This window comes from Dryocola clanedunensis, from assembly GCF_038405435.1.
GTDB classification, from domain to species: Bacteria; Pseudomonadota; Gammaproteobacteria; order Enterobacterales; family Enterobacteriaceae; genus Dryocola; species Dryocola clanedunensis_A.
Genome location: NZ_JBBYHZ010000008.1, coordinates 25391 through 48533 on the forward strand (window position 1 = coordinate 25391; position 23143 = coordinate 48533).

Below are 23143 nucleotides of genomic sequence, written 5' to 3' on the forward strand. Positions count from 1 at the left end.
TCTCTAAATCCGAGAGAAATCATTGAAAAGTGCAAGCCCCATCAACAGCACCAGCAAAATAGAGCCAATGCGGTAACTAAAGTCTTGAACTCGCTCGGAAACCGGCCCGCCCTTCAGTTTTTCAATCGCCAAAAAGAGCAGATGCCCACCGTCCAGAACGGGGAGCGGAAACAGATTGATGATGCCCAGATTGACGCTGATCAGCGCCAGGAACATCAGGTAGTAAATCAACCCGAATTCCGCCGACATACCTGCCCCTTGAGCTATGGAGATTGGCCCACTGAGGTTATTCAGTTTTACGTCACCGGTTATTAATTTCCCCAACATGTTGACCGTCAGCTTCATCAGGTTCCACGTTTTATCCGTGGCTTCTGCTACAGCAACAAACGGCCCATACTGGCGCACTGTCTTGTACTCAGCTGGCAGCGGGATAACCTTTGGTACCACACCCGCAAACCCTTCAGCCTTCGCTTTACCCGGTTTTGTATCCGGTATCAGCGTTAAAGACAAGGACTGCCCCTGTCTTTCTACTTCAACAGCCAGAGATGTGGCTGGGTTATCACGAACCAGAGTGACAAACTGGGTCCACTGGTTGATAAGCGCACCGTTGACTTTAACGATCCTGTCCCCGGCTTGCAAACCCGCCTTACTGGCTGCTGATTCAGGTTGTACTTCTTCCAGCACCGTTTCGACCTGTGGACCTTTCGGCCTGATACCTATCGAAACAATGGGATCTTCTTTATCGGGCTCAAACTGCCACTGACGTAGATCGAGCGTTTTCTCGCTGCTCAGATTCGTCCCGAAAGGCGCCAGCGTGACGCGCGAGCTTTCGTCACCAATTTTGGCGACGAGAGCGAGACGAACTGCATCCCAGTCAGGCGTTTCGATGCCATCTATCGCTTTAAGTTCCATGCCTGGTGCAATTTGTGCTGTCGCCGCTATCGAATTGGGCGTTATTTCGCCAACAACCGGACGAATACCAGGGACGCCGATGATAAACACCAGCCACCAGGCAAACACGGCAAAGATAAAGTTGGCAATAGGACCGGCGGCAATAATGGCCGCGCGCTGAGAGACAGTTTTATTGTTAAAGGCGTAATGGCGCAGTTCCGGAGTGACGGACTCAACGCGCTCATCAAGCATTTTGACATAGCCGCCCAGCGGGATCAGGGCAATGACAAATTCTGTGCCGTGACGATCGGTACGGCGCCACAGCGCCTTACCAAAGCCGATGGAAAAGCGCTCAACGCGGACGCCACAGCGGCGGGCTACCCAGAAATGGCCAAACTCGTGCACGGTAATCAAAATGCCCAGTGCAACGATAAATGCTGCCAGATTCCAGAGTATGCTCAGCATAAAACCTTCCGTTAAATCGTCCTGAAAACTAACAAAAGCAGACAGGCAAACACCGGCACTGCCGCTGTCAGACTGTCGATGCGATCCAGAATACCACCATGTCCGGGGATCATGTGACCGCTATCTTTAATCCCTGCTTCACGCTTAAACATACTTTCGGTTAAATCGCCCAGCACCGAAGCCAGTGCGGCAACAATCGAACACACCAGCAGAATGACCGGCGCGACGTCCAGATTCGCCCACAGGCTAAACAGCACGGAGATGACGGCTGAGGTAAACAGGCCGCCAATAAAACCTTGCCAGGTCTTACCCGGAGAAACCTTCGGCGCAAGTTTATGCTTGCCGAACATTTTACCAAACAGGTAAGCGCCGGAATCAGCTCCCCATACGAGGATCATCACGTACAGCAACCACATGGCACCCGTGTAGTGGTTAACGTCGTAGTGCCAGTTACGCAGCACGATCATACCCCAGAAGAAAGGTACGATGGTTAGCAGGCCAAAAACAAGCCGCAACGTCTTAGAATTGCGCCACATAGCGGCAGACTCCGGATAAAACAGCACTAACAGCAGCGCCGCTATCCACCAGGCCAGGGAGGCCCAGAGTGAGTACTCAATTACCGGGATATGCACCGTGCGGTGGTATTCCGGCAGGGCGAAAAGCATCGCCGCCAGCAATAGGCCACAAAGAACCGCCAGCCAGACCCGCTGTGAACGCGCTTTAAAACCGGCCAGCTGTCCCCATTCCCAGGCGGCCAACATGCAAACAACCAGCGTGGCGATAGCAAAACCGACCGGCGGCAGTAAAAACAGCGCGGCAATCACCACGGGTATTAAGATCAACGCGGAAATCAGGCGATACTTCAGCAAAAGTGACCCCCAACAGGCTTATTCGCCACCAGGTGCTGTGCCACCAAAACGACGCTCTCGATTCGCAAAAGCATTTAGCGCACCTTCAAAGTCTTGTTCATCGAAATCAGGCCAAAGAACATCGGTAAAGTAAAGCTCTGCATAGGCGATCTGCCAAATCAGAAAGTTACTGATGCGATGCTCCCCACCTGTCCTAATAACTAAATCTACAGGGGCCAACTCATTCATGCAGATTTGCTGACTCAGCATCTCTTCATCAATTTCATCCGGGCGCAATACACCTTCGCGCACCTGTTCAGCAAGATGCCGGACGCCCTGAATAATATCCCAACGGCCACCATAATTCGCGGCAATGTTGAGCGTTAAACCGGTATTAGCTCCGGTCATTGTTTCGGCTTTTCTGATACGTTCCTGCAGACGAGCGTTAAACCGGCTGGTATCACCGATAACCCGCAGACGGACGTTGTGACGATGCAAGCTTTTGACTTCACTGTCTAAAGCCCAGACGAACAACTCCATCAGTGCGGTCACTTCCTGCGCCGGACGATTCCAGTTTTCACTGCTGAAGGCATAAAGCGTGAGCGCCTCAATACCGTTATTTGCTGCAAAACTGACGGCACGGCGGACGGACTTCGCTCCCGCTTTATGACCAAAGACTCTCATTTTCCCTTGTCGTTTAGCCCAACGACCATTGCCATCCATAATAATGGCAACATGGCGTGCGCCATGCGCGGATTCGGTTTCGCTTAATTGTTGGTTTGCAGACAACATAACGCGTAATAATTCCCTGAAAAGAATTTAGCGGTACTTGAGAATGACTTCAGCCTTCGCACAAAAAAGCCGTGCTTTGACACGGCTTACCACCCTTCTCTCTGCCTTAAGCGAGGGAAAGGTGGCGCAGACTATATCACTGAAGCACAACGCTAACAAATAGCGGCAACCCAGCCGATTGAATAATCACCGGTAAGCGACGCGCGTCACCAGACTTCTGGCAACCTCTCGTGCTGTTGCATCCACCGCCTGCACCTCGTCGACACTTTGTGGCTCTGTCAGGTCAACCTGTTCCAGCACCGCCCGGTTAAGTGCAGCAATATCCGTGAAACGCAGACGATCGTGCAGGAAAGCCTCCACCACAATCTCATTTGCTGCGTTCAGTACGGTCGTTGCTGCCTGTCCCTGTTCGAAGGCCTCAATGGCCAGTTTCAGACAAGGATAGCGGTGATAATCTGGCTCCATAAAGGTAAAGGTGCCAATTTTACAGAAATCCAGCGGCGCAACGCCTGAGACAACGCGCTCCGGGAACGCCATCGCATGGGCGATTGGGGTTCGCATATCCGGCGCGCCGAGCTGTGCCAGCACGCTCCCATCGCGGTAGCGCACCATAGAGTGGATAACCGATTGCGGATGGATCAGCACTTCCATTTGTTCCGCGCTGGCGTTAAACAGCCAGCGTGCTTCAATGTACTCAAGACCCTTGTTCATCATGGTGGCAGAGTCGACGGAAATTTTACGCCCCATCGACCAGTTCGGATGGCTGCATGCCTGGTCCGGCGACATCGTCGCCAGCTCGCCTAACGGCGTTTCACGAAATGGGCCACCTGACCCGGTGAGAATAATTGACGATACGCCATTATCTTCCAGCTCAGCGTATCCCAGGTTCTGCTGGATTGTTTCCGGCATACTCTGAAAAATCGCGTTATGTTCGCTGTCGATTGGTAATAATTGCGCGCCGCTACGCTGCACGGCGTCCATAAACAGCCGGCCGCAGGTGACCAGCGACTCTTTGTTGGCCAGTAGCACCTGTTTGCCCGCAGCTATCGCCGCAAGCGTAGGCAGAAGCCCTGCCGCACCTACAATGGCCGCCATCACCTGATCGACCTCATCAAGGGCGGCCATGTCGCAGGCTGCCTTCTGCCCTGAGAGCACTTCCGTCCTGCATCCCTGCTGCTGCAGGATGCGTTTCAGCTCACCAGCAGAAGCTTCATCATCCATTACTGCCCAGCTCGGTCGGAACTCCAGGCACTGCTCAGCCATGCGCGCCACGTTCTTCCCGGCCACCAGAGCCTTGACGGAGAACTGTTGAGGATTATGACGAACGACGCTTAGGGTACTGGTGCCGATAGAACCGGTGGAACCGAGGATGGTCAGCTGCTTCATGAGGGACTCTGAATTGTAGTGGGAATGGTCGGGCAGATAAATCTACACCTGTTCGCGGAAAGCAAAACGCCGTAAACAAAACCCGTGACGTTGATCACGGCCTGTGTACGGCGTTGTCATCAAAAGAGAGCTTAGAACTGCATCAGCTCGGCTTCTTTCTCAGCCAGTGTCGCATCCACTTTCTTGATGGCAGCGTCAGTCAGTTTCTGAACGTCGTCCTGAGAGCGGCGATCGTCATCTTCGCTGATCTCTTTCTCTTTCAGCAGGGCTTTAACTTTATCGTTCGCATCACGACGGACGTTACGTACCGCAACGCGAGCGCCTTCAGCTTCGCCACGCACAATTTTGATCAGATCTTTACGACGTTCTTCGGTCAGCGCTGGCAGCGGTACGCGGATGTCGGTACCGGCAGAGCTTGGGTTCAGGCCGAGGTCGGAAGCCATAATCGCTTTCTCAACGGCCGCGCTCAGAGAGCGGTCAAAAACGTTGATTTTCAAAGTACGGGAATCTTCAACGGTCACGCTTGCCAGCTGGCGCAGCGGCGTTGGCGTACCGTAGTACTCGACGACAATGCCGTCCAGCAGAGAGGGGGATGCACGGCCAGTACGGATTTTACCGATCTGGTTTTTGAAGGCTTCTACGCATTTTTCCATACGTACTTCAGCGTCTTTTCTGATATCGCTAATCACGTTACGAATCCTTGAAAGCAGGTATTTGGGCAGGCCACACAGAGCTCGCGTTGTTTTGCTGCTAAGTATAGCCCTGTTTATTCATGGCGCCCCATCAGGGCTGCCGGGTCTGTGAAGACAGGTATAAAGGTGAATCTTACCCTGAATAGGCCAGCACTGAAATTATTCAGTGATCAGAGTGCCTTCTTTTTCACCCATTACCACGCGGCGCAGTGCGCCAGGCTTGTTCATGTTGAAAACACGAATCGGTAATTTGTGGTCACGCGCAAGCGTGAAGGCGGCCAGATCCATCACTTTCAGCTCTTTATCCAGCACTTCCGTATAGGTCAGCTGCTCGTAAAGAGTCGCGGTTGGATCTTTAACCGGGTCGGCGGTAAACACGCCGTCAACTTTGGTGGCTTTCAGCACCACGTCCGCTTCGATTTCGATACCACGCAGGCATGCGGCGGAGTCAGTGGTGAAGAACGGGTTACCGGTACCAGCAGCCAGGATAACTACGCGGTTGTTGCGCAGCAGGCTGATCGCTTCGGCCCAGCTGTAGTTGTCGCACACACCATTCAACGGAATGGCGGACATCAGGCGGGCGTTCACATAGGCGCGATGGAGCGCGTCACGCATCGCCAGGCCGTTCATCACGGTAGCCAGCATGCCCATGTGGTCGCCCACAACACGGTTCATGCCGGCTTTCGCCAGGCCCGCGCCGCGGAATAAGTTGCCACCACCAATTACCACCCCGACCTGAATACCCAGTTCAACCAGCTCTTTAATTTCCTGAGCCATACGGTCCAGTATGCTCGCATCAATACCGAAACCTTCGGTGCCCTGCAGGGCCTCGCCACTCAGTTTAAGTAGGATGCGTTTATAGACGGGTTTTGCATTGGTAGCCATGTTTCTTTCCTGAGAACAGTCAACGAATGGGGATGGATAAATCTGGCGACATTGTGTCGCATATCAGCAAGAACTGTATCAGATCAGACTGATATTTAAGGCTGGATAAAAAGGAACCGCCAACTGGCGGCTCCTTTTTTAACATTAAGACTGCTTGGACATTGCAGCAACTTCTGCTGCGAAGTCAGTCTCAACTTTCTGGATGCCTTCGCCCACTTCAAAGCGGATGAAGTTAGTTACGTCTGCATTGTGCTCTTTCAGGAACTGACCAACAGTTTTGCTTGGGTCAATAACGAAAGGCTGGCCAGTCAGAGAAACTTCGCCGGTGAATTTCTTCATGCGGCCTTCAACCATTTTCTCTGCGATTTCTTTTGGCTTGCCAGACTGCATCGCGATATCCAGCTGAACCTGGTACTCTTTCTCAACAACTTCAGCAGACACGTCTTCTGGCTTAACGAATTCTGGCTTGCTTGCTGCAACGTGCATTGCAATCTGCTTAACCAGCTCTTCGTCAGCGCCTTTAGCGGCAATCAGAACACCGATGCGAGCGCCGTGCAGGTAAGAACCCAGCACTTCGCCTTCAAGGGAAGCAACGCGACGGATGTTGATGTTCTCACCGATTTTAGCAACCAGGGCAACGCGTTCTTCTTCGAACTGTGCTTTCAGAACTTCAACGTCAGTGATTTTGCCAGCCAGAGCGGCATCCAGCACTTTGTCAGCGAACGCCTGGAAACCACCATCTTTAGCAACGAAGTCAGTCTGGCAGTTAACTTCCAGAATCACACCGTAGTTGCCTTCGATTTTGGTTTTGATCACGCCGTCAGCAGCTACGTTGCCTGCTTTCTTAGCAGCTTTGATCGCGCCAGATTTACGCATATTTTCGATTGCCAGCTCGATGTCGCCGTTAGCTTCAGTCAGTGCTTTTTTGCAATCCATCATGCCTGCGCCAGTACGCTCACGCAGTTCTTTTACCAGAGCAGCGGTAATTTCAGCCATTCTTTAATCCTCGGTTATCTCGTGAAGAGAGATAAGCCCTGGTTCACGTGTGGGCGAACCCTGGCTCAAAATAAAAAGGGGGCCTGAGACAGGCCCCCTAACCAAACTATGCAATACCTGGTTAATAAGGGCTCAGCAGAGCGACCTTATTATTCAGCTTCTACGAAGCTTTCTTCTGCCTGAGCAGCCAGATCCTGAGAACGGCCTTCACGCACGGTAGCTGCAACAGCACCCAGGTACAGGGTAACAGCGCGGATTGCGTCGTCGTTACCTGGGATTACGAAATCAACGCCATCTGGATCGGAGTTGGTATCAACGATAGAGAATACTGGGATACCCAGGTTGTTCGCTTCTTTGATAGCAATGTGTTCGTGATCGGCATCGATAACGAACAGAGCATCCGGCAGGCCGCCCATGTCTTTGATACCGCCCAGGCTGTTTTCCAGCTTGTCCAGTTCACGGGTGCGCATCAGCGCTTCTTTCTTGGTCAGTTTGTCGAAGGTACCGTCCTGGGACTGAGTTTCCAGATCTTTCAGACGTTTGATGGACTGACGAACGGTTTTCCAGTTAGTCAGCATACCGCCCAACCAGCGATGGTTCACGAAGAACTGATCGCAGCTCAGAGCAGCTTCTTTTACTGGTTCGCTTGCAGCGCGCTTAGTACCAACGAAAAGGATTTTGCCTTTACGAGAAGAAATCTTGCTCAGCTCAGCCAGGGCTTCGTTGAACATTGGAACAGTTTTCTCAAGGTTGATGATGTGAACTTTGTTACGAGCGCCGAAGATGAAAGGCTTCATTTTCGGGTTCCAGTAACGGGTCTGGTGACCAAAGTGAACACCAGCCTTGAGCATGTCGCGCATGGAAACAGTTGCCATGATTAAAACCTCTATAAGTAAATTGGGGTTAAGCCTCCACGTATCCCATATTACCGACCCCTGAGGGCACCCCGGAATATGTGTCGATACGTGTGTGTTATTTACACAAAGTGAGAGTGTTGGCCGTACACCGAAAATCGGAGTACAAGTCCGGCGCGCTTTATACCATAAAAGCTGGACGGACTCCAATAGTTGTTCGCGAATGCAGCGACTTCCCATTCTCAATTTGGCAGGGTTAGTACGCCCTGATAACATTGACGTACACCTGCTCAATTATTGTCGAAAAAGTCGACCCCTGCGGACCGAATTAATGGCTATCTCAATTAAAACACCTGAAGAAATCGAAAAAATGCGCGTTGCGGGCGCGCTGGCGGCTGAAGTGCTGGAAATGATCGAAGAGCACGTTAAGCCTGGCGTCACCACTGGTGAACTCGACCGTATCTGTAGCGATTACATCATCAATAAACAGCAGGCCGTTTCTGCCTGTCTGAACTACCACGGCTTCCCGAAATCCGTCTGCATCTCGATTAACGAAGTGGTTTGCCACGGTATTCCGGACGACGCGAAAGTGCTGCGCGATGGCGATATCGTCAATATCGACGTCACCGTTATCAAAGACGAATACCACGGCGATACGTCCAAAATGTTTATCGTCGGTAAGCCGACTATTCTGGGCGAGCGCCTGTGCCGCATCACTCAGGAAAGCCTCTACCTGGCGCTGCGTATGGTGAAGCCAGGCATCCGCCTGCGCACCCTGGGCGCGGCAATCCAGAAATTTGTTGAAGCGGAAGGTTTCTCCGTGGTGCGCGAATACTGCGGTCACGGCATTGGACGCGTCTTCCATGAAGAGCCACAGGTTCTGCATTACGATGCGGATGACGGCGGCGTGGTGCTGCAGGCTGGCATGACGTTCACCATCGAACCTATGGTTAACGCGGGCGACTACCGCATTCGCACCATGAAAGACGGCTGGACGGTGAAAACCAAAGATCGCAGCTTGTCTGCACAATACGAGCATACTATTGTGGTGACGGATAACGGCTGCGAAATTCTGACGTTACGCAAGGATGACACCATCCCGAACGTCCTTTCGCACAGCGAATGATTTGTCTTTAAGACAGCAATCGAAGCCGGCCCTGCGCCGGCTTTTTTTATGGGTGGCTAATAATGAGTCCAACTTTACCCGAGCAGTTTGCCAACACGACGGAACCTGAGATTTCCGGGCAGCCGGACTACCCCAACAGCTGGTCAGACGCCGAGCTGACCTGTCCACAGATCAAAGCCCACTTAGATATTTTCCAGCGCTGGCTGGGAGAGGCCTTTGACAACGGAATTTCCGCTGAGCGGCTGATGGACGCCCGTACCGAATTTATCGACCAGCTCCTGCAGCGCCTGTGGCTCTCATACGGCTTTGGCGAACTGCCGGATGCAGCGCTTGTGGCGGTAGGCGGCTACGGACGCGGCGAGCTGCACCCTCTTTCTGATATCGATTTATTGATTCTGAGCCGCAAACGTTTGACCGACGGCCAGGCGCAGAAAATCGGCGAGCTGCTCACCCTGCTGTGGGACGTGAAGCTGGAAGTCGGCCACAGCGTGCGCACGCTGGAAGAGTGTCTGCTTGAAGGGCTGTCGGATTTAACCGTAGCCACCAACCTTATTGAATCGCGCCTGCTGATTGGCGACGTCGCCCTGTTTCTCGAGCTGCAAAAGCACATCTTCAGCGACGGCTTCTGGCCGTCGGCGAAATTCTTTGCCGCCAAAATCGACGAGCAGAACGAACGCCACCAGCGCTACCACGGCACCAGCTACAATCTGGAGCCGGACATTAAAAGCAGCCCCGGCGGCCTGCGCGATATCCATACCTTACAGTGGGTCGCCCGCAGGCACTTCGGCGCGACCTCCCTGAGCGAAATGGTCGGCTTCGGCTTCTTAACCGAGGCCGAGCGCAACGAGCTGGACGAATGCCAGCACCTGCTGTGGCGCATCCGCTTTGCCCTGCATCTGGAAGTGAATCGCTACGATAACCGGCTGCTGTTCGACAGGCAGCTCAGCGTTGCCCAGCGCCTCAACTACAGCGGCGAGGGTAACGAGCCGGTTGAAAACATGATGAAGGACTTCTATCGCGTCACCCGGCGCGTGGGAGAACTGAACCAGATGCTGCTCCAGCTGTTCGACGAAGCCATTCTTGCGCTGGATGCGAGTGAAAAGCCCCGCCCTCTGGACGATGATTTTCAGCTGCGCGGCACGCTAATCGACCTGCGTGACGAAACGCTGTTTATGCGCGAGCCCCAGGCGATTCTGCGCATGTTCTACACGATGGTGCGCAACCGCGACATTACCGGTATTTACTCCACAACCCTGCGCCACCTGCGCCACGCGCGGCGTCATCTGTTACAGCCGCTCTGCTATATCCCTGAAGCGCGCGAGCTGTTCCTGGTCATTCTTCGCCACCCGGGCGCGGTAAGCCGTGCGCTGCTCCCCATGCACCGGCACAGCGTGCTGTGGGCGTATATGCCGCAGTGGTCGCATATCGTCGGGCAGATGCAGTTTGACCTGTTCCATGCCTACACGGTGGATGAACACACCATCCGCGTGCTGCAAAAGCTGGAAAGCTTCGATAAAGAAGAGACGCGCCAGAAGCACCCGCTTTGCGTTGACCTCTGGCCGAGGCTGGCTCACCCGGAGCTGCTGCTGATTGCCGCCCTCTTCCACGACATTGCCAAAGGGCGTGGCGGAGACCACTCCGTGCTGGGCGCGCAGGACGTATTAAAGTTTGCCGAGCTGCACGGCCTAAACTCAAGGGAAACGCAGCTTGTTGCCTGGCTGGTTCGCCAGCACCTGCTGATGTCCGTGACGGCCCAGCGCCGTGATATTCAGGATCCGGAAGTCATCAAGCAGTTTGCCGAAGAAGTGCAAACCGAAAACCGCCTGCGTTATCTGGTCTGTCTTACGGTTGCGGATATCTGCGCGACTAACGAAACCCTGTGGAACAGCTGGAAGCAAAGCCTGCTGCGCGAACTTTATTTCGCCACCGAAAAACAGCTACGCCGGGGAATGCAGAACAGCCCGGACATGCGCGAACGCGTGCGCCACCATCAGCTTCAGGCGCTGGCACTGCTGCGCATGGATAATATTGACGAGGAAGCGCTGCACCATATCTGGCGTCGCTGTCGGGCAAACTACTTCGTGCGCCACACGCCAAACCAGCTGGCCTGGCACGCCCGGCATCTGCTGAAACACAACCTTAACGAGCCGATGATTCTGTTAAGCCCGCAGGCGACACGCGGCGGTACGGAAATATTCATCTGGAGCCCGGACCGCCCGTATCTGTTTGCCGCGGTTTGCGCGGAGCTGGACAGGCGTAACCTGAGCGTTCACGACGCGCAGATCTTCACCACGCGCGACGGCATGGCGATGGATACGTTTATCGTGCTGGAGCCGGACGGCAGTCCGTTATCGGGAGATCGCCACGAGCTCATTCGCCATAGTCTGGAGCAGGCCATCTCCCAGACCAGCTGGCAGCCGCCGCAGCCGCGCCGTCAGTCGGCCAAACTTCGCCACTTTACGGTCGATACCGAAGTGAACTTCCTGCCGACGCACACCGACAGAAGAACCTTCCTTGAGCTGATTGCGTTAGATCAGCCAGGCCTGCTGGCGCGGGTAGGTGAAGTGTTCGCCGACCTGAATATTTCCCTGCACGGGGCGAGAATTACAACAATTGGCGAGCGAGTAGAAGATTTATTTATAATCGCCACCGCAGACCGGCGTGCTCTTAATAATGAGCTGCAACAAGAGGTGCAACAACGGTTGACAGCGGCCCTTAATCCAAACGATAAATAACAATCTGTTATTTTTGTCACAATCAGGAAATTTATTTATGCAGCAGCTACAAAACGTCATTGAAACCGCTTTCGAGCGTCGCGCCGAAATCACTCCGGCAAACGTAGACACCGTCACACGTGAAGCGGTAAACCAGGTTATCTCCCTGCTCGACAGCGGCGCGCTTCGCGTTGCGGAAAAAATCGACGGCCAGTGGGTGACCCATCAGTGGCTGAAAAAGGCTGTTCTGCTCTCTTTCCGCATTAATGACAATCAGGTCATGGAAGGCGCAGAAAGCCGCTATTTCGACAAGGTGCCGATGAAATTCGCCAACTATGACGAAGCCCGTTTCCAGAAAGAAGGCTTCCGCGTTGTGCCACCTGCGGCGGTTCGTCAGGGTGCATTCATCGCCCGTAACACCGTGCTGATGCCTTCTTACGTGAACATCGGTGCCTACGTGGACGAAGGCTCCATGATTGATACCTGGGCCACCGTCGGCTCCTGCGCGCAGATCGGTAAAAACGTTCACCTGTCCGGCGGCGTGGGCATCGGTGGCGTTCTGGAGCCATTACAGGCGAACCCGACTATCATTGAAGATAACTGCTTCATCGGCGCGCGTTCAGAAGTTGTGGAAGGCGTTATCGTAGAAGAAGGTTCCGTTATCTCTATGGGCGTCTACATCGGTCAGAGCACCCGTATTTACGACCGCGAAACTGGCGAAGTCCACTATGGCCGCGTACCAGCGGGCTCCGTGGTGGTTTCCGGCAACCTGCCGTCGAAAGATGGCAAATACAGCCTGTACTGTGCCGTTATCGTGAAAAAAGTGGATGCCAAAACCCGCGGAAAAGTGGGCATTAACGAGCTGCTGCGCACCATCGACTAAATAAAAATGTTTAAAAGGCGGGGCAACCCGCCTTTTTTGCATCCGGGAGTGGCGGGAAAGGAATTTTCCGTTGATTATCTATAGGTTAATGATATCGAAAAGGTAACGCTATGTACGATAACCTGAAAAGTCTGGGTATTACCAATCCTGATGAAATCGATCGTTACAGCCTCCGGCAGGAAGCCAACAACGATATCCTGAAAATCTATTTCCAGAAGGATAAGGGCGAGTTCTTTGCCAAAAGCGTGAAGTTTAAATACCCGCGCCAGCGCAAAACCGTCGTCGCCGATGGCGTAGGACAGGGTTACAAAGAAGTGCAGGAGATTAGCCCCAACCTGCGCTACGTGATTGACGAATTAGATCAGCTCTGCAAACGCGATCGCACCGAGGTGGATCTGAAGCGTAAGATCCTCGACGATCTGCGTCATCTGGAATCGGTCGTAACCAATAAGATCAGCGAAATTGAATCCGATCTGGAAAAGCTAACCCGCAATAAATAAAGACGCCGTGCCCGATGACGCTTCGCTTATCAGACCTCTATAACCTGGTTATCGGGTCTGATAAACGGTAGCGTCATCTTTCTTTTATCTCTGCTCATCTAACTGCAGCGCCACGTACAGCAGCAGGCGATCGTCGAAGTTCCCCAGATCTAATCCCGTTAATTCTGAGATGCGATTAAGCCGGTATTCCAGCGTGTTACGGTGGATAAACAGCGCTTTTGAGGTCGCAAGCGGCTGAACGTTGTTACGGAACCAGGCGCTAAGCGTTCGGCGTAATAATCCGTTGTTATCCATTGCCTTAAGTCTTGTCAGGGGGCGAGCAAGTTCATTGGCCTGCCAGCCGCCGCGCAGGCTGTCCAGCAGCACGGGCAGCATCAAATCCTGATAAAAATAGCTGCGGCTTTCCGGCATGCGCTGTTTGCCGACCATCATGGTGGTACGGGCGGTGCGGTAAGAGCGGGCGATGCTGCCAGGGCCAGTAAAGAAGTTGCCGAGCGCCACGCGGAATCGCAGCTGGCCGTTCTCTTTCAGGCGGCTGATAAGCTGTTCCACGCGTTTGCGATGGTCCTCCGCGTCCCAGCGGCCAAACTGGTTGAGCGCGGGCTTAAGCACCACCATTTCTGTCAGCGAAACGATGGCAATCAGATTGTTGCGCTCCGGCGTCGTGAGGGCATTCTGCAGCTGCTGAAGCTCCTCCATTGCGCTGTCCACACCGAGCTGACCGCTGTCCACTTCAACCACCGCCACCACGCGGGGCTGGTTGAGGTCGATGCCCAGCCGCTGCGCCCACTCGGTCAGCGCCGGGGTGTGCTCCTCCGCCTGAATCAGGTTCATGACCAGCTCTTCACGCAGGCGACTGTCCTGAGCCAGCAGGTGCATCAGGCGGGACTGCTCCAGCATCATCTCGGCGGTCATACAGACCAGCTCGCCGTATTTACGCAGCGACTCCGGCTCCCCCGTCAGGCCAATGACCCCGACGATTTCGCCTTCAATCCGCAGCGGCAGATTGATCCCCTGGCGCACGCCATGAAGATGGCGGGCAACCGCGTCATCAATATCCACCACGCGCCCCTGCGAAAGCACCAGCAGCGCCCCTTCGTGCAGCTCTCCGATACGCTCTTTATCGCCGCTGCCAATGATTCGACCCCGGGCATCCATGACGTTGATATTGGTATCAATGATGGTCATGGTGCGCGCCACAATATCCTGCGCCATTTTGGTATCAAGATGCCAGCCGGCCATGGTTTACTCCCGTCATCGTGCTAATGGCCCAGCATAGGCGAGATGAAAGCCCCCGGCATTGTGCAAATGCCCAAAGCAGCCGATGAGTATGTGGAGTTGTGGAAAGGCTCACAAAAAAATAGGGGCCGCGATTGCGGCCCCTGGCTACATGGACTAACTCAGTCCGAAAGGGATTACTGCATCAGCAGATAGATGGTGGAGTCACCACGCTGAATGTTCAGCGCCATCACCGACGGTTTGGCATCCAGAATCTTGCGCAGCTCGGCGATATTGTTTACCGCCTGCTGGTTGATACCGATAATAATGTCGCCTTTTTTCAGGCCGATACGGGCAGCCGGGGTGTTTCCTTTCACGGAGTTCACAATGACGCCCTTCTCGTCTTTACCGCTGCGGTTGCTCATTTCAGCGCCCTCAATGCCGGTAAAGATAGTGGCGGAATCCACCTGAGTCTGGCTGCTCTGCTGCAGCTGCAGGCTGACGGAAACTGGTTTGCCATCGCGCAGCAGTCCGAGGGTAATTTTGCTGCCAACCGGCATGGAACCCACTTCCGCACGCAGCGCCGCGAAGCTGCTGATCGCCTTACCGTTCATGGAAACCACAACGTCACCAGCCTTCACGCCTGCTTTCGCAGCGGAAGAGTTAGCCATAACCTGGCTTACGAACGCGCCGCGCTGTGCATCAACCTTCATGGCCTTCGCCAGCTCGGAGTTCAGCTCGGTACCCATTATGCCCAGCTCGCCGCGGCGTACCTGGCCAAATTCCACCATCTGCGCGGTCAGGTTTTTCACCATGTTGCTCGGGATCGCAAAGCCGATACCGATGTTGCCGCCGTCCGGTGCCAGAATCGCAGTGTTAATGCCGATCAGCTCACCGTTCAGGTTAACCAGCGCGCCGCCGGAGTTACCGCGGTTGATCGCCGCATCCGTCTGGATGAAGTTTTCGTAATTTTCGATGTTCAGGCCGCTACGACCCAGCGCAGAAACGATACCGGAAGTCACGGTTTCGCCCAGGCCATACGGGTTACCGATTGCCACGGTGTAGTCACCGACACGCAGCGCGTCGGAGTCCGCCATTTTAATCGCCGTCAGGTTTTTTGGATCCTGAAGCTGCAGCAGTGCGATATCGGAACGAGGATCTTTGCCTACAACCTTGGCGTCAAATTTACGGCCGTCGCTCAGGGAAACCTGAATTTTGGTGGCGTTATCCACCACGTGGTTGTTGGTCACGACATAGCCTTTGGCTGCGTCAATGATGACGCCCGACCCCAGGGCCGCGAATTTTTGCTGCTGGGAGCTGCCGTCACCGCCTGCGCCCGGTCCAGCCTGGCAGAACGGAGAGCTCTGGAACGGAGAACCTTCCTGGCAGAACGGCGAGTTGTCGCCAAAGAACTGCTGGAAGTTGCGTCCCATACGCGGGGTATTCACCGTAGTGCTTCCCTCAACGTTAATGCTTACCACTGAAGGCATTACCTTCTCCAGCATCGGAGCAAGGCTCGGCAGCGGCTGAGCGGCAGAAGCAGAAGAAGCCGTTTCGGCGGCGAAGGCGGACATTGGTCCCAGCGCCAGACCCAGACTTAAAGCCAGCGCACTCATTGCTAAAGTGGTTTTTTTCATGTTGTTCAGTCTCAATTTATAAGTCACGCATAATTACTGTGTAGGCCAATATAGAGTGGCATTGTTAGCGCTTAGTTCCGCCCATAACCCGCTGGAAAAAGTAAAAAATTATTGAGCGTCTTTACAAAACTAAACGGCTTGTTACTCCACTGCCATCAATCGGCGATACTCGTCCCAGGCATATAAATCGGTCATGCCGCTGATATAGTCCTGAATAAGGCGGCAGCGGTAATAGTACTCCCACACCGCATATTCAGGGCCCGCAGGCGCTAAATCACTTACCGCTTCGACATAGGCCAGCCGGTGTTTGGTGGACAGTTTGTGGAAAAGCCGCGTCTCGATTGGCATACGGCGCAGGCTCTCTTTTTCCACCAGTTCGGCAAAATCCTCAGCGGCTATATTGAGCAGCGGACTGTAAATTTCAAGTAAGCCACTGATGACGCGATAGCCCTGTAGCTCAAGCTGTTCCACTTCAGGATGGTTGAAAACATGCTGTACCGCCACCTGCTTATAGAGTTCCAGCAGGCGCGCGAAGGGGCTGTCGTCCTCAAGCAGGGCGTGATTGAACTCGCCGCTGAATATCTCCGGCAGATTATCGATAAAACGCTGCGCGGCGTACGGCACCAGCTGATTAAGCGTGTTGACCCGCAGGTACATAAAGAACTGATCTTCGGTGTTACGGCTCATCTGATTAGTGCTGGATTTGCGCCACGCCTCGTTAACCACCTCTTCAAAAAGATCGCCAGGCTGATGCTCCCCCCAGGCGTCACGCAGATGCTGGTAGAGCTGCTCCACGCTGAAGATCCTCTTTTCCACCGCGTCTTCCAGGTCGGCCACGCAGTAGGAGATATCGTCCGCCGCCTCCATAATCCAGGTCAGCGGGAAGCGGCTGAACTCGCCCAGCTCCAGCTCGGCCCGCAGCCGCCGGATATAAGCCTCTTCAGAAAGGTAGAAGCCCGGTTTCTTCATCAGATAGGCATGGCTTTCCGGCGGCTTACCCACCAGCCAGGCCGGGCGGGTATATTTCAGAATGCAGCCAACCTGCGCCCAGGTGAGGTTCATGCGCAGCAGGCTGTGCACCAGACGAATCCCCTGGGCATTGCCCTCAAACTGGCAGAGATCCTGCCGCACGTTGCGACGCAGCTCGTTCAGTTTGTCCTCCCCTTCCCGCAGGCGCAGCGCATCGACCCTGCAGCGGTCATCGCTGCGCGGCTGGCTGCCCGCATCCGCAGGAAACAGGCGCTGGCGGAACCAGTCGTTAATCGCCGATTCACCAAAATGGCCGAAGGGCGGATTGCCGATATCGTGCATCAGGCAGGCCATCTCAACGATGCTTTCAAACGGCCCGGTCAGTTCGTCCAGCCCGTATTTTTCAAGGCTTTGTTGCTCTTTAAGACGGCTCAGGACCTCTTTGGCGATGTATCGTCCTACCTGCTGCACCTCCAGCGAATGGGTCAGGCGGGTGCGTACCGCAGCATTGCGCTCCAGCGGGAATACCTGGGTTTTCTGCTGCAGGCGGCGGATGGCCGGAGAGTTGACGATGCGGCCACGGTCGCTTTCAAATATGCGCAGGATCTCATGTTCGTTCTTTACGCCCTCGGGCGAGCGGAAGCGACGGTGCCAGTTAATTTTCCTGCGGAAATCGATTTCACTCATGTCTTCTCCCTCGCCCGCGTAAATCGCGGATTAATTCCTGCCTGTCTGCCATGATAGACTATGCCCCTGAACTAACACATTAGCGAGTATCTCTATGAAAGCAGGCATTATTGGTGCAATGGAAGAAGAAGTTACGCTGCTGCGTGACAAAATCGAAAACCGTCAGACGCTGAAGCTTGCCGGGTGTGAAATCTACACCGGCACCCTGAACGGCGTGGAAGTGGCGCTGTTGAAATCCGGCATCGGTAAAGTCGCGGCTGCTCTGGGCGCAACCTTACTGCTCGAGCATTTCAAGCCTGACGTGGTGATCAACACCGGCTCCGCAGGCGGCCTGGCGCCAACGCTGAAAGTAGGCGATATCGTCGTCTCTGACGAAGTTCGCTATCACGATGCCGACGTCACCGCTTTTGGCTATGAATATGGCCAGCTGCCCGGCTGCCCGGCGGGCTTTGCCGCTGACGCGAAGCTGATTGCCGCGGCCGAAGCCTGCATCAGCGAGCTGAACCTGAACGCGGTACGCGGCCTGGTCGTAAGCGGCGATGCGTTCATCAACGGCTCCGTTGCGCTGGCTAAAATCCGCCATAACTTCCCGCAGGCCGTAGCCGTGGAAATGGAAGCAACCGCCGTGGCCCACGTTTGCCACAACTTCGGGACACCGTTCGTTGTTGTTCGCGCCATCTCAGACGTAGCCGACCAGCAGTCCCATCTGAGCTTTGACGAGTTCCTGGCCGTTGCCGCTAAGCAGTCTACCCTGATGGTGGAAAACCTGGTGCAGAAGCTGGCTCGTGCATAACAGGACGTTCTGGCGTGCGGCAAGCGCGCTTGTGTTCTGCCTCCCGGCGCTGCTCTTTGCCGCGCCGCGGGTGATCTCCCTGTCGCCGAGTAACACCGAGCTGGCCTATGCCGCAGGGATTACGCCGGTGGCTGCCAGCGCCTGGTCGGACTATCCGCCGGAGGCGAAAAAGCTTGAACAGGTGGCGAACTGGCAGGGGATGAACCTGGAACGCATCGTGGCGCTTAAACCTGATGTGGTGCTGGCGTGGCGTGCCGGAAACGCGGAGCGCCAGGTCAACCAGCTGGCCGCGCTGGGCATCAGGATTGTCTGGCTGGATCCCACCACCGTGGACGGCGTAATTTCAGCGCTGCGCGAGCTGGGCCAGTACAGCCCCACGCCCGCAAAGGCCACGGAATCAGCCGATAAGCTGGCAGCAGAGTTTGCACAGCTAAAATCGCAGTATGCCCGCAGCGCGAAGAAAAAAGTGTTCCTCCAGTTTGGGCAACATCCTCTCTTTACCACCGGTACAGGCTCCCTGCAGAACGAAATTGTGGAGGTCTGTGGCGGACAAAATATCTTTGCCGACAGCCGCGTTCCCTGGCCGCAGGTCAGCCGCGAGCAGGTACTGGCCCGTAAACCTCAGGCTATTATTATCGCGGGCGATACGGCCCAGGTCCTGGCAGTGCAGCAGTTCTGGCAAAGCCAGCTAAAAATTCCGGTTATTGCCATCAATGATGACTGGTTTAGCCGCTCCGGCCCGCGTATTATCCTCGCCGCAAAACAGCTCTGTCAGGAGCTGGCGCAACAATAACGTCTTGATTTGAGGGTAATCAATGCTGGTCTACTGGCTGGATATTATCGGCACCGCGGTGTTTGCCATCTCCGGAGTGCTGCTGGCAGGGAAGCTTCGAATGGATCCGTTTGGCGTGCTGGTGCTGGGCGTGGTCACGGCCGTTGGCGGCGGGACGATCCGCGATATGGCGCTGGATAATGGCCCGGTATTCTGGGTTAAAGATCCTACCGATCTCGTGGTGGCGATGGTGACCTGCCTGCTGACAATCCTGCTGATACGCCAGCCGCGCCGCTTGCCTAAGTGGATCCTGCCGGTGCTCGATGCCGTCGGCCTTGCCGTGTTTGTCGGTATCGGGGTGAACAAAGCGTTTCTGGCGGGCACCAGCCCTTTGATTGCCATCTGTATGGGCGTGCTGACCGGCGTGGGCGGCGGGATTATTCGCGATGTGCTGGCCCGCGAAATCCCCATGATCCTGCGCACCGAGATTTACGCCACCGCCTGCATTATCGGCGGCATCGTTCACGCCACGGCCTTTTATACCTTCAGGGTACCGCTGGAACAGGCAAGCATGATTGGGATGACGGTCACGCTGGTGATACGCCTGGCGGCTATTCGCTGGCACCTGAAACTGCCAACCTTTGCCCTGGAAGACAAATCCTGAACATAAAAAAGCCGGGTTAACTAACCCGGCTTTTCTTTTCCCGCAGCGGTTACACGCTGAAGGAGGAACCGCACCCGCAGGTGCTTTTGGCGTTCGGGTTGCTCACGATAAAGCGAGAACCTTCCAGACCTTCAGTGTAATCCACCGCTCCGCCCACCAGATATTGCAGGCTCATCGGATCGACGACCAGCGCAACGCCCTGCTTCTCGATGGTCATGTCGCCTTCGTTGATCTGGTCATCAAAGGTAAAACCGTACTGGAAGCCGCTGCACCCACCACCGGTGATGTAGACGCGCAGTTTCAGATTCGGGTTCTCTTCGTCTGCGATCAGGCTCTTAACTTTACTGGCTGCGGCTTCGGTAAACTGCAGGGGCAGCGCTACGTCATCACTCATTTTTTGCTCCCAACGAAATAAGAAATCGGGCAAAGATTAACCCGATCTTTAGGGCCATTATCTAATACCCTGGTAAATCGTTCAAGTATTCTCCCCGCCCGGCGTTAGCTGGGCCTTAGCCTGCTGCTCAGCCTGTTGTTTTGCCTGCTGTTCGGCTTCCTGTTTCGCCAGCGTTCGCTCAAGGATCGAAGAGTACAGAGGCTTGCCGCCGAGGAACTGGGCTAACAGTGTCGCGCCAAGACAGGTAATGATCATTGGCAAAATGAGCTGATAATTGTCCGTCATTTCCAGCACCAGCACGATGCCGGTCAGCGGCGCGCGCACCGAGGCGGCAAACAGCGCCCCCATGCCCGCTATCGCAAAGGTGCCTACTTCAAGATGATAGGCAGGGAACCATGCCGTACAGGCCAGGCCAAACGCCGTGCCGAGCAGCGTACCGAGCGCCAGCATTGGGGCGAATATCCCGCCCGGCGCGCCCGAAGAGAAGCACAGCAGCGTGGTGAGCACGCGGGCAATAAAAATAAACAACAGCATGCCCACGGTGTAGTTACCGGCAGCCGCGATTGGAATGAGATTAAAACCGCCGCCCGCCGCCGCGGGCTGAATCAGCCCCAGCACGCCGCAGACGCCGCCCAGCAGGCCGCCAATCAGCACCCATTTTTTAATATCGCCGCCGTGAATACGCTGGAACAGATCCTGAGTGCGGAAAATCAGCCTGTTAAACAACACGCCAACCACGCCGAATACCATGCCCAGCATCAGGTACAGCCAGAGCGTATTGACGGGAGCATTAGAAAGCTTGCCCACTTCTATAACGGCGCTTTCACCGTTGAAGATGCGGAACACCACGCTCGACATGATAACGCCGATAAACACGGCCTTGATGGAGATAAGGTTGTAGCGAAACTGCGGGCGCATCTCTTCGATGATAAACAGAATCCCCGCCAGCGGCGCGTTAAAGGCCGCCGACAGGCCAGCAGCCGCACCCGTAGCCAGTAAAGAGTGACGAGCTTCGGCACCGCGCAGCCGGAAAATATCCAGCACCATGCGGCCAATGTTTCCGCCCAGCTGTACCGTCGGCCCTTCGCGGCCCAGCACCATTCCTGCGCCGAGCGTTCCCATGCCGCCGATAAACTTCACCGGAATAACGCGCCACCAGCGAACCGGACGAAGTTCTTCCAGCGCGCCTTCGATTTCAGGGATACCTGAGCCTCCCGCTTCCGGCGCAAAACGCCTGACGAGGTAGTAACCCACCATCGCCAGCAGCACCGAGCTGATAAACGCCAGCGGCCAGACAATCAGCGAATAGTCCGCCACGTGAGCGAGCATCGCCAGGCGATTTTGCTGCACCCAGGTCACTGATTTTTCAAACGCCACGCCGACCAGACCGGCCAGAGTTCCAACGATCGCTGCCATAAAAAGAATTGCCACCGGGGTTTTATCCCGGCGGATCAGGCGACGCACCATGTCGCCCCTACGTAAGCGCACGACTTCCTGTGCTTCAAAAGAGGGGTGGGAAGGGTTCATTGGAGTCATCATTAATAAGTATTACAAATTGAGCGGGCATTCTACCCGCTCCGCGCGTTCGGGCAAAACTTTCATAACCGTGAAGGTTTCCCTTAGAATAGCGCGTTGTCCCTATTTCCACGAATCAGGAGCCGATTCATGAGTAAGTCAGAAAACCTGTACGATGCCGCCCGCAAAGTCATCCCCGGCGGGGTGAACTCGCCGGTCCGTGCTTTTACCGGAGTCGGCGGTGTCCCGCTGTTTGTTGAACGTGCCGACGGGGCCTACCTGTACGATGCGGACGGCAAAGCCTATATCGATTACGTCGGCTCCTGGGGCCCGATGGTGCTGGGACATAACCACCCGGCTATCCGCAACGCGGTGATTGAAGCGGTTGAGCGCGGCCTGAGCTTCGGTGCGCCGACCGAAATGGAAGTGAAAATGGCGGAGCTGGTGTGCGAGCTGGTGCCGACCATGGACATGGTCCGCATGGTGAACTCCGGAACCGAAGCCACCATGAGCGCCATTCGCCTGGCGCGTGGCTTTACCGGCCGCGATAAAATCATCAAGTTCGAAGGCTGCTACCACGGCCACGCCGACCACCTGCTGGTGAAAGCGGGCTCCGGCGCGCTGACCCTGGGCCAGCCGAATTCACCGGGCGTACCGGCTGATTTCGCCAAACATACCCTGACCTGCACCTATAACGATCTCGCCTCCGTGCGCGAAGCGTTTGAGCTGTATCCGCAGGATGTGGCCTGCATCATCGTTGAGCCGGTTGCGGGCAACATGAACTGCATCCCACCAAACGCGGACTTCCTGCCGGGCCTGCGCGCGCTGTGCGACGAGTTCGGCGCGCTGCTGATCATCGACGAAGTAATGACCGGCTTCCGCGTCGCGCTGGCTGGCGCGCAGTCTTACTACGGCGTTGAGCCCGACCTGACCTGCCTGGGTAAAATTATCGGCGGCGGAATGCCGGTGGGCGCCTTCGGTGGTCGTCGCGACGTTATGGAAGCGCTGGCGCCAACCGGGCCGGTTTACCAGGCGGGAACGCTGTCCGGTAACCCAATCGCCATGGCGGCGGGCTATGCCTGTCTGACCGAGGTTTCCCGCCCGGGCATCCACCAGACGCTGACCGAACTGACCGAAATGCTGGCCAGCGGCCTGTTAAAAGCCGCAAAAGCAGAAAACATCCCGCTGGTTGTCAACAACGTAGGCGGCATGTTCGGCCTGTTCTTTACCGATGCGCCAACCGTGACCAACTATCAGGACGTGATGGGCTGCGACGTGGAGCGCTTTAAGAAGTTCTTCCATCTGATGCTGGAAGAAGGCGTGTACCTGGCACCGTCCGCGTTTGAAGCGGGCTTTATGTCGGTTGCGCACTCGAAGGAAGATATTCAGAAGACCATCGACGCCGCACGTCGGGTGTTTGCGAAGCTGTAATACTCTCCCCTCACCCCGGCCCTCTCCCTTT

The 23143-nt window shown here is 55.4% G+C and carries 21 protein-coding genes; 8 read left to right on the forward strand and 13 right to left on the reverse strand.

The annotated features are described in order from the left end of the window. Nucleotides 1-3: 3 nt before the first annotated feature. The 8 genes from rseP to rpsB form a co-directional block, all read right to left on the reverse strand. Complete coding sequence (gene rseP, locus AAE045_RS16605; RefSeq protein WP_455548671.1) at nucleotides 4-1356, reverse strand: sigma E protease regulator RseP; 1353 nt, start codon at nucleotides 1354-1356, stop codon at nucleotides 4-6. Between the two features lie 11 nt (nucleotides 1357-1367). Beyond that, nucleotides 1368-2225: a phosphatidate cytidylyltransferase gene (cdsA, locus tag AAE045_RS16610; protein ID WP_455548672.1), complete on the reverse strand. Its 858-nt coding sequence runs from the start codon at nucleotides 2223-2225 to the stop codon at nucleotides 1368-1370. Between the two features lie 18 nt (nucleotides 2226-2243). After that, nucleotides 2244-2996, reverse strand: a complete 753-nt coding sequence (gene ispU, locus AAE045_RS16615; RefSeq protein WP_455548673.1) for a (2E,6E)-farnesyl-diphosphate-specific ditrans,polycis-undecaprenyl-diphosphate synthase — start codon at nucleotides 2994-2996, stop codon at nucleotides 2244-2246. Nucleotides 2997-3182: 186 nt separating this feature from the next. Beyond that, nucleotides 3183-4382, reverse strand: coding sequence for a 1-deoxy-D-xylulose-5-phosphate reductoisomerase (ispC, locus tag AAE045_RS16620; RefSeq protein ID WP_455548674.1), 1200 nt, complete (start codon nucleotides 4380-4382; stop codon nucleotides 3183-3185). A 131-nt stretch (nucleotides 4383-4513) separates the two neighbouring features. Continuing rightward, nucleotides 4514-5071: a ribosome-recycling factor gene (frr, locus tag AAE045_RS16625; RefSeq protein WP_455426999.1), complete on the reverse strand. Its 558-nt coding sequence runs from the start codon at nucleotides 5069-5071 to the stop codon at nucleotides 4514-4516. 162 nt (nucleotides 5072-5233) lie between these two features. Then, complete coding sequence (pyrH, locus tag AAE045_RS16630; RefSeq protein WP_034460858.1) at nucleotides 5234-5959, reverse strand: UMP kinase; 726 nt, start codon at nucleotides 5957-5959, stop codon at nucleotides 5234-5236. Between the two features lie 144 nt (nucleotides 5960-6103). Then, the gene (gene tsf, locus AAE045_RS16635; RefSeq protein WP_455426997.1) at nucleotides 6104-6955 is read right to left on the reverse strand and encodes a translation elongation factor Ts; all 852 of its coding nucleotides are present in this window, start codon (nucleotides 6953-6955) and stop codon (nucleotides 6104-6106) included. 149 nt (nucleotides 6956-7104) lie between these two features. Beyond that, a complete protein-coding gene (rpsB, locus tag AAE045_RS16640; protein ID WP_167610893.1) occupies nucleotides 7105-7830 on the reverse strand; it encodes a 30S ribosomal protein S2 in 726 nt (241 codons plus the stop codon). 310 nt (nucleotides 7831-8140) lie between these two features. Between rpsB and map the strand changes: the two genes are divergently transcribed. From map to AAE045_RS16660, 4 genes are all read left to right on the forward strand, one after another. Continuing rightward, nucleotides 8141-8935, forward strand: coding sequence for a type I methionyl aminopeptidase (map, locus tag AAE045_RS16645; protein ID WP_455548675.1), 795 nt, complete (start codon nucleotides 8141-8143; stop codon nucleotides 8933-8935). A 62-nt stretch (nucleotides 8936-8997) separates the two neighbouring features. Continuing rightward, nucleotides 8998-11670, forward strand: a complete 2673-nt coding sequence (gene glnD / locus AAE045_RS16650) for a bifunctional uridylyltransferase/uridylyl-removing protein GlnD (RefSeq protein ID WP_455548676.1) — start codon at nucleotides 8998-9000, stop codon at nucleotides 11668-11670. 37 nt (nucleotides 11671-11707) lie between these two features. Then, on the forward strand, nucleotides 11708-12532 hold the full coding sequence (gene dapD / locus AAE045_RS16655; protein ID WP_455548677.1) for a 2,3,4,5-tetrahydropyridine-2,6-dicarboxylate N-succinyltransferase: 825 nt from the start codon (nucleotides 11708-11710) through the stop codon (nucleotides 12530-12532). A gap of 110 nt (nucleotides 12533-12642) precedes the next feature. After that, a complete protein-coding gene (locus AAE045_RS16660; RefSeq protein WP_202301116.1) occupies nucleotides 12643-13032 on the forward strand; it encodes a DUF3461 family protein in 390 nt (129 codons plus the stop codon). 84 nt (nucleotides 13033-13116) lie between these two features. Here the strand turns inward: AAE045_RS16660 and cdaR are convergent, their stop codons facing one another. The 3 genes from cdaR to dgt all read right to left on the reverse strand — a co-directional run bounded on the left by cdaR (nucleotide 13117) and on the right by dgt (nucleotide 17543). Further along, nucleotides 13117-14274, reverse strand: coding sequence for a DNA-binding transcriptional regulator CdaR (cdaR, locus tag AAE045_RS16665; protein ID WP_455548678.1), 1158 nt, complete (start codon nucleotides 14272-14274; stop codon nucleotides 13117-13119). Nucleotides 14275-14447: 173 nt separating this feature from the next. Further along, nucleotides 14448-15887, reverse strand: a complete 1440-nt coding sequence (gene degP, locus AAE045_RS16670) for a serine endoprotease DegP (RefSeq protein ID WP_455548679.1) — start codon at nucleotides 15885-15887, stop codon at nucleotides 14448-14450. A gap of 141 nt (nucleotides 15888-16028) precedes the next feature. Beyond that, nucleotides 16029-17543 carry a dGTPase gene (gene dgt / locus AAE045_RS16675; protein ID WP_455548680.1) on the reverse strand — a complete coding sequence of 505 codons (1515 nt, stop codon included), beginning with the start codon at nucleotides 17541-17543 and terminating at the stop codon, nucleotides 16029-16031. 94 nt (nucleotides 17544-17637) lie between these two features. Here dgt and mtnN point away from each other — a divergent pair, with 94 nt between their 5' ends. Genes mtnN through AAE045_RS16690 form a run of 3 tightly spaced genes read left to right on the forward strand, consistent with a single transcriptional unit; the run spans nucleotide 17638 to nucleotide 19772 of the window. Then, nucleotides 17638-18336, forward strand: a complete 699-nt coding sequence (mtnN, locus tag AAE045_RS16680) for a 5'-methylthioadenosine/S-adenosylhomocysteine nucleosidase (RefSeq protein WP_455548681.1) — start codon at nucleotides 17638-17640, stop codon at nucleotides 18334-18336. Further along, nucleotides 18329-19129 (forward strand): vitamin B12 ABC transporter substrate-binding protein BtuF, encoded by an 801-nt coding sequence (gene btuF, locus AAE045_RS16685; protein ID WP_455548682.1) that lies wholly within the window; start codon nucleotides 18329-18331, stop codon nucleotides 19127-19129. The genes mtnN and btuF overlap by 8 nt, the downstream gene beginning before the upstream one ends. Nucleotides 19130-19151: 22 nt before the next feature. Next, complete coding sequence (locus AAE045_RS16690; protein ID WP_455548683.1) at nucleotides 19152-19772, forward strand: TRIC cation channel family protein; 621 nt, start codon at nucleotides 19152-19154, stop codon at nucleotides 19770-19772. Between the two features lie 49 nt (nucleotides 19773-19821). Here the strand turns inward: AAE045_RS16690 and erpA are convergent, their stop codons facing one another. Next, on the reverse strand, nucleotides 19822-20166 hold the full coding sequence (gene erpA, locus AAE045_RS16695) for an iron-sulfur cluster insertion protein ErpA (RefSeq protein ID WP_455548684.1): 345 nt from the start codon (nucleotides 20164-20166) through the stop codon (nucleotides 19822-19824). A gap of 81 nt (nucleotides 20167-20247) precedes the next feature. Next, nucleotides 20248-21693 (reverse strand): H(+)/Cl(-) exchange transporter ClcA, encoded by a 1446-nt coding sequence (gene clcA, locus AAE045_RS16700; RefSeq protein WP_455548685.1) that lies wholly within the window; start codon nucleotides 21691-21693, stop codon nucleotides 20248-20250. A 138-nt stretch (nucleotides 21694-21831) separates the two neighbouring features. Here clcA and hemL point away from each other — a divergent pair, with 138 nt between their 5' ends. Further along, nucleotides 21832-23112, forward strand: a complete 1281-nt coding sequence (gene hemL / locus AAE045_RS16705) for a glutamate-1-semialdehyde 2,1-aminomutase (protein WP_455548686.1) — start codon at nucleotides 21832-21834, stop codon at nucleotides 23110-23112. Nucleotides 23113-23143 lie beyond the last annotated feature (31 nt).

What these genes read in the sequence shown, in the direction of transcription:
- rseP (WP_455548671.1), bottom strand. Translation starts at nt 1,356, where the DNA reads ATGCTGAGCATACTCTGGAATCTGGCAGCATTTATCGTTGCACTGGGC.
- ispU (WP_455548673.1), bottom strand. Translation starts at nt 2,996, where the DNA reads ATGTTGTCTGCAAACCAACAATTAAGCGAAACCGAATCCGCGCATGGC.
- ispC (WP_455548674.1), bottom strand. Translation starts at nt 4,382, where the DNA reads ATGAAGCAGCTGACCATCCTCGGTTCCACCGGTTCTATCGGCACCAGT.
- pyrH (WP_034460858.1), bottom strand. Translation starts at nt 5,959, where the DNA reads ATGGCTACCAATGCAAAACCCGTCTATAAACGCATCCTACTTAAACTG.
- tsf (WP_455426997.1), bottom strand. Translation starts at nt 6,955, where the DNA reads ATGGCTGAAATTACCGCTGCTCTGGTAAAAGAACTGCGTGAGCGTACT.
- rpsB (WP_167610893.1), bottom strand. Translation starts at nt 7,830, where the DNA reads ATGGCAACTGTTTCCATGCGCGACATGCTCAAGGCTGGTGTTCACTTT.
- map (WP_455548675.1), top strand. Translation starts at nt 8,141, where the DNA reads ATGGCTATCTCAATTAAAACACCTGAAGAAATCGAAAAAATGCGCGTT.
- glnD (WP_455548676.1), top strand. Translation starts at nt 8,998, where the DNA reads ATGAGTCCAACTTTACCCGAGCAGTTTGCCAACACGACGGAACCTGAG.
- dapD (WP_455548677.1), top strand. Translation starts at nt 11,708, where the DNA reads ATGCAGCAGCTACAAAACGTCATTGAAACCGCTTTCGAGCGTCGCGCC.
- AAE045_RS16660 (WP_202301116.1), top strand. Translation starts at nt 12,643, where the DNA reads ATGTACGATAACCTGAAAAGTCTGGGTATTACCAATCCTGATGAAATC.
- cdaR (WP_455548678.1), bottom strand. Translation starts at nt 14,274, where the DNA reads ATGGCCGGCTGGCATCTTGATACCAAAATGGCGCAGGATATTGTGGCG.
- degP (WP_455548679.1), bottom strand. Translation starts at nt 15,887, where the DNA reads ATGAAAAAAACCACTTTAGCAATGAGTGCGCTGGCTTTAAGTCTGGGT.
- dgt (WP_455548680.1), bottom strand. Translation starts at nt 17,543, where the DNA reads ATGAGTGAAATCGATTTCCGCAGGAAAATTAACTGGCACCGTCGCTTC.
- mtnN (WP_455548681.1), top strand. Translation starts at nt 17,638, where the DNA reads ATGAAAGCAGGCATTATTGGTGCAATGGAAGAAGAAGTTACGCTGCTG.
- AAE045_RS16690 (WP_455548683.1), top strand. Translation starts at nt 19,152, where the DNA reads ATGCTGGTCTACTGGCTGGATATTATCGGCACCGCGGTGTTTGCCATC.
- erpA (WP_455548684.1), bottom strand. Translation starts at nt 20,166, where the DNA reads ATGAGTGATGACGTAGCGCTGCCCCTGCAGTTTACCGAAGCCGCAGCC.
- clcA (WP_455548685.1), bottom strand. Translation starts at nt 21,693, where the DNA reads ATGAACCCTTCCCACCCCTCTTTTGAAGCACAGGAAGTCGTGCGCTTA.
- hemL (WP_455548686.1), top strand. Translation starts at nt 21,832, where the DNA reads ATGAGTAAGTCAGAAAACCTGTACGATGCCGCCCGCAAAGTCATCCCC.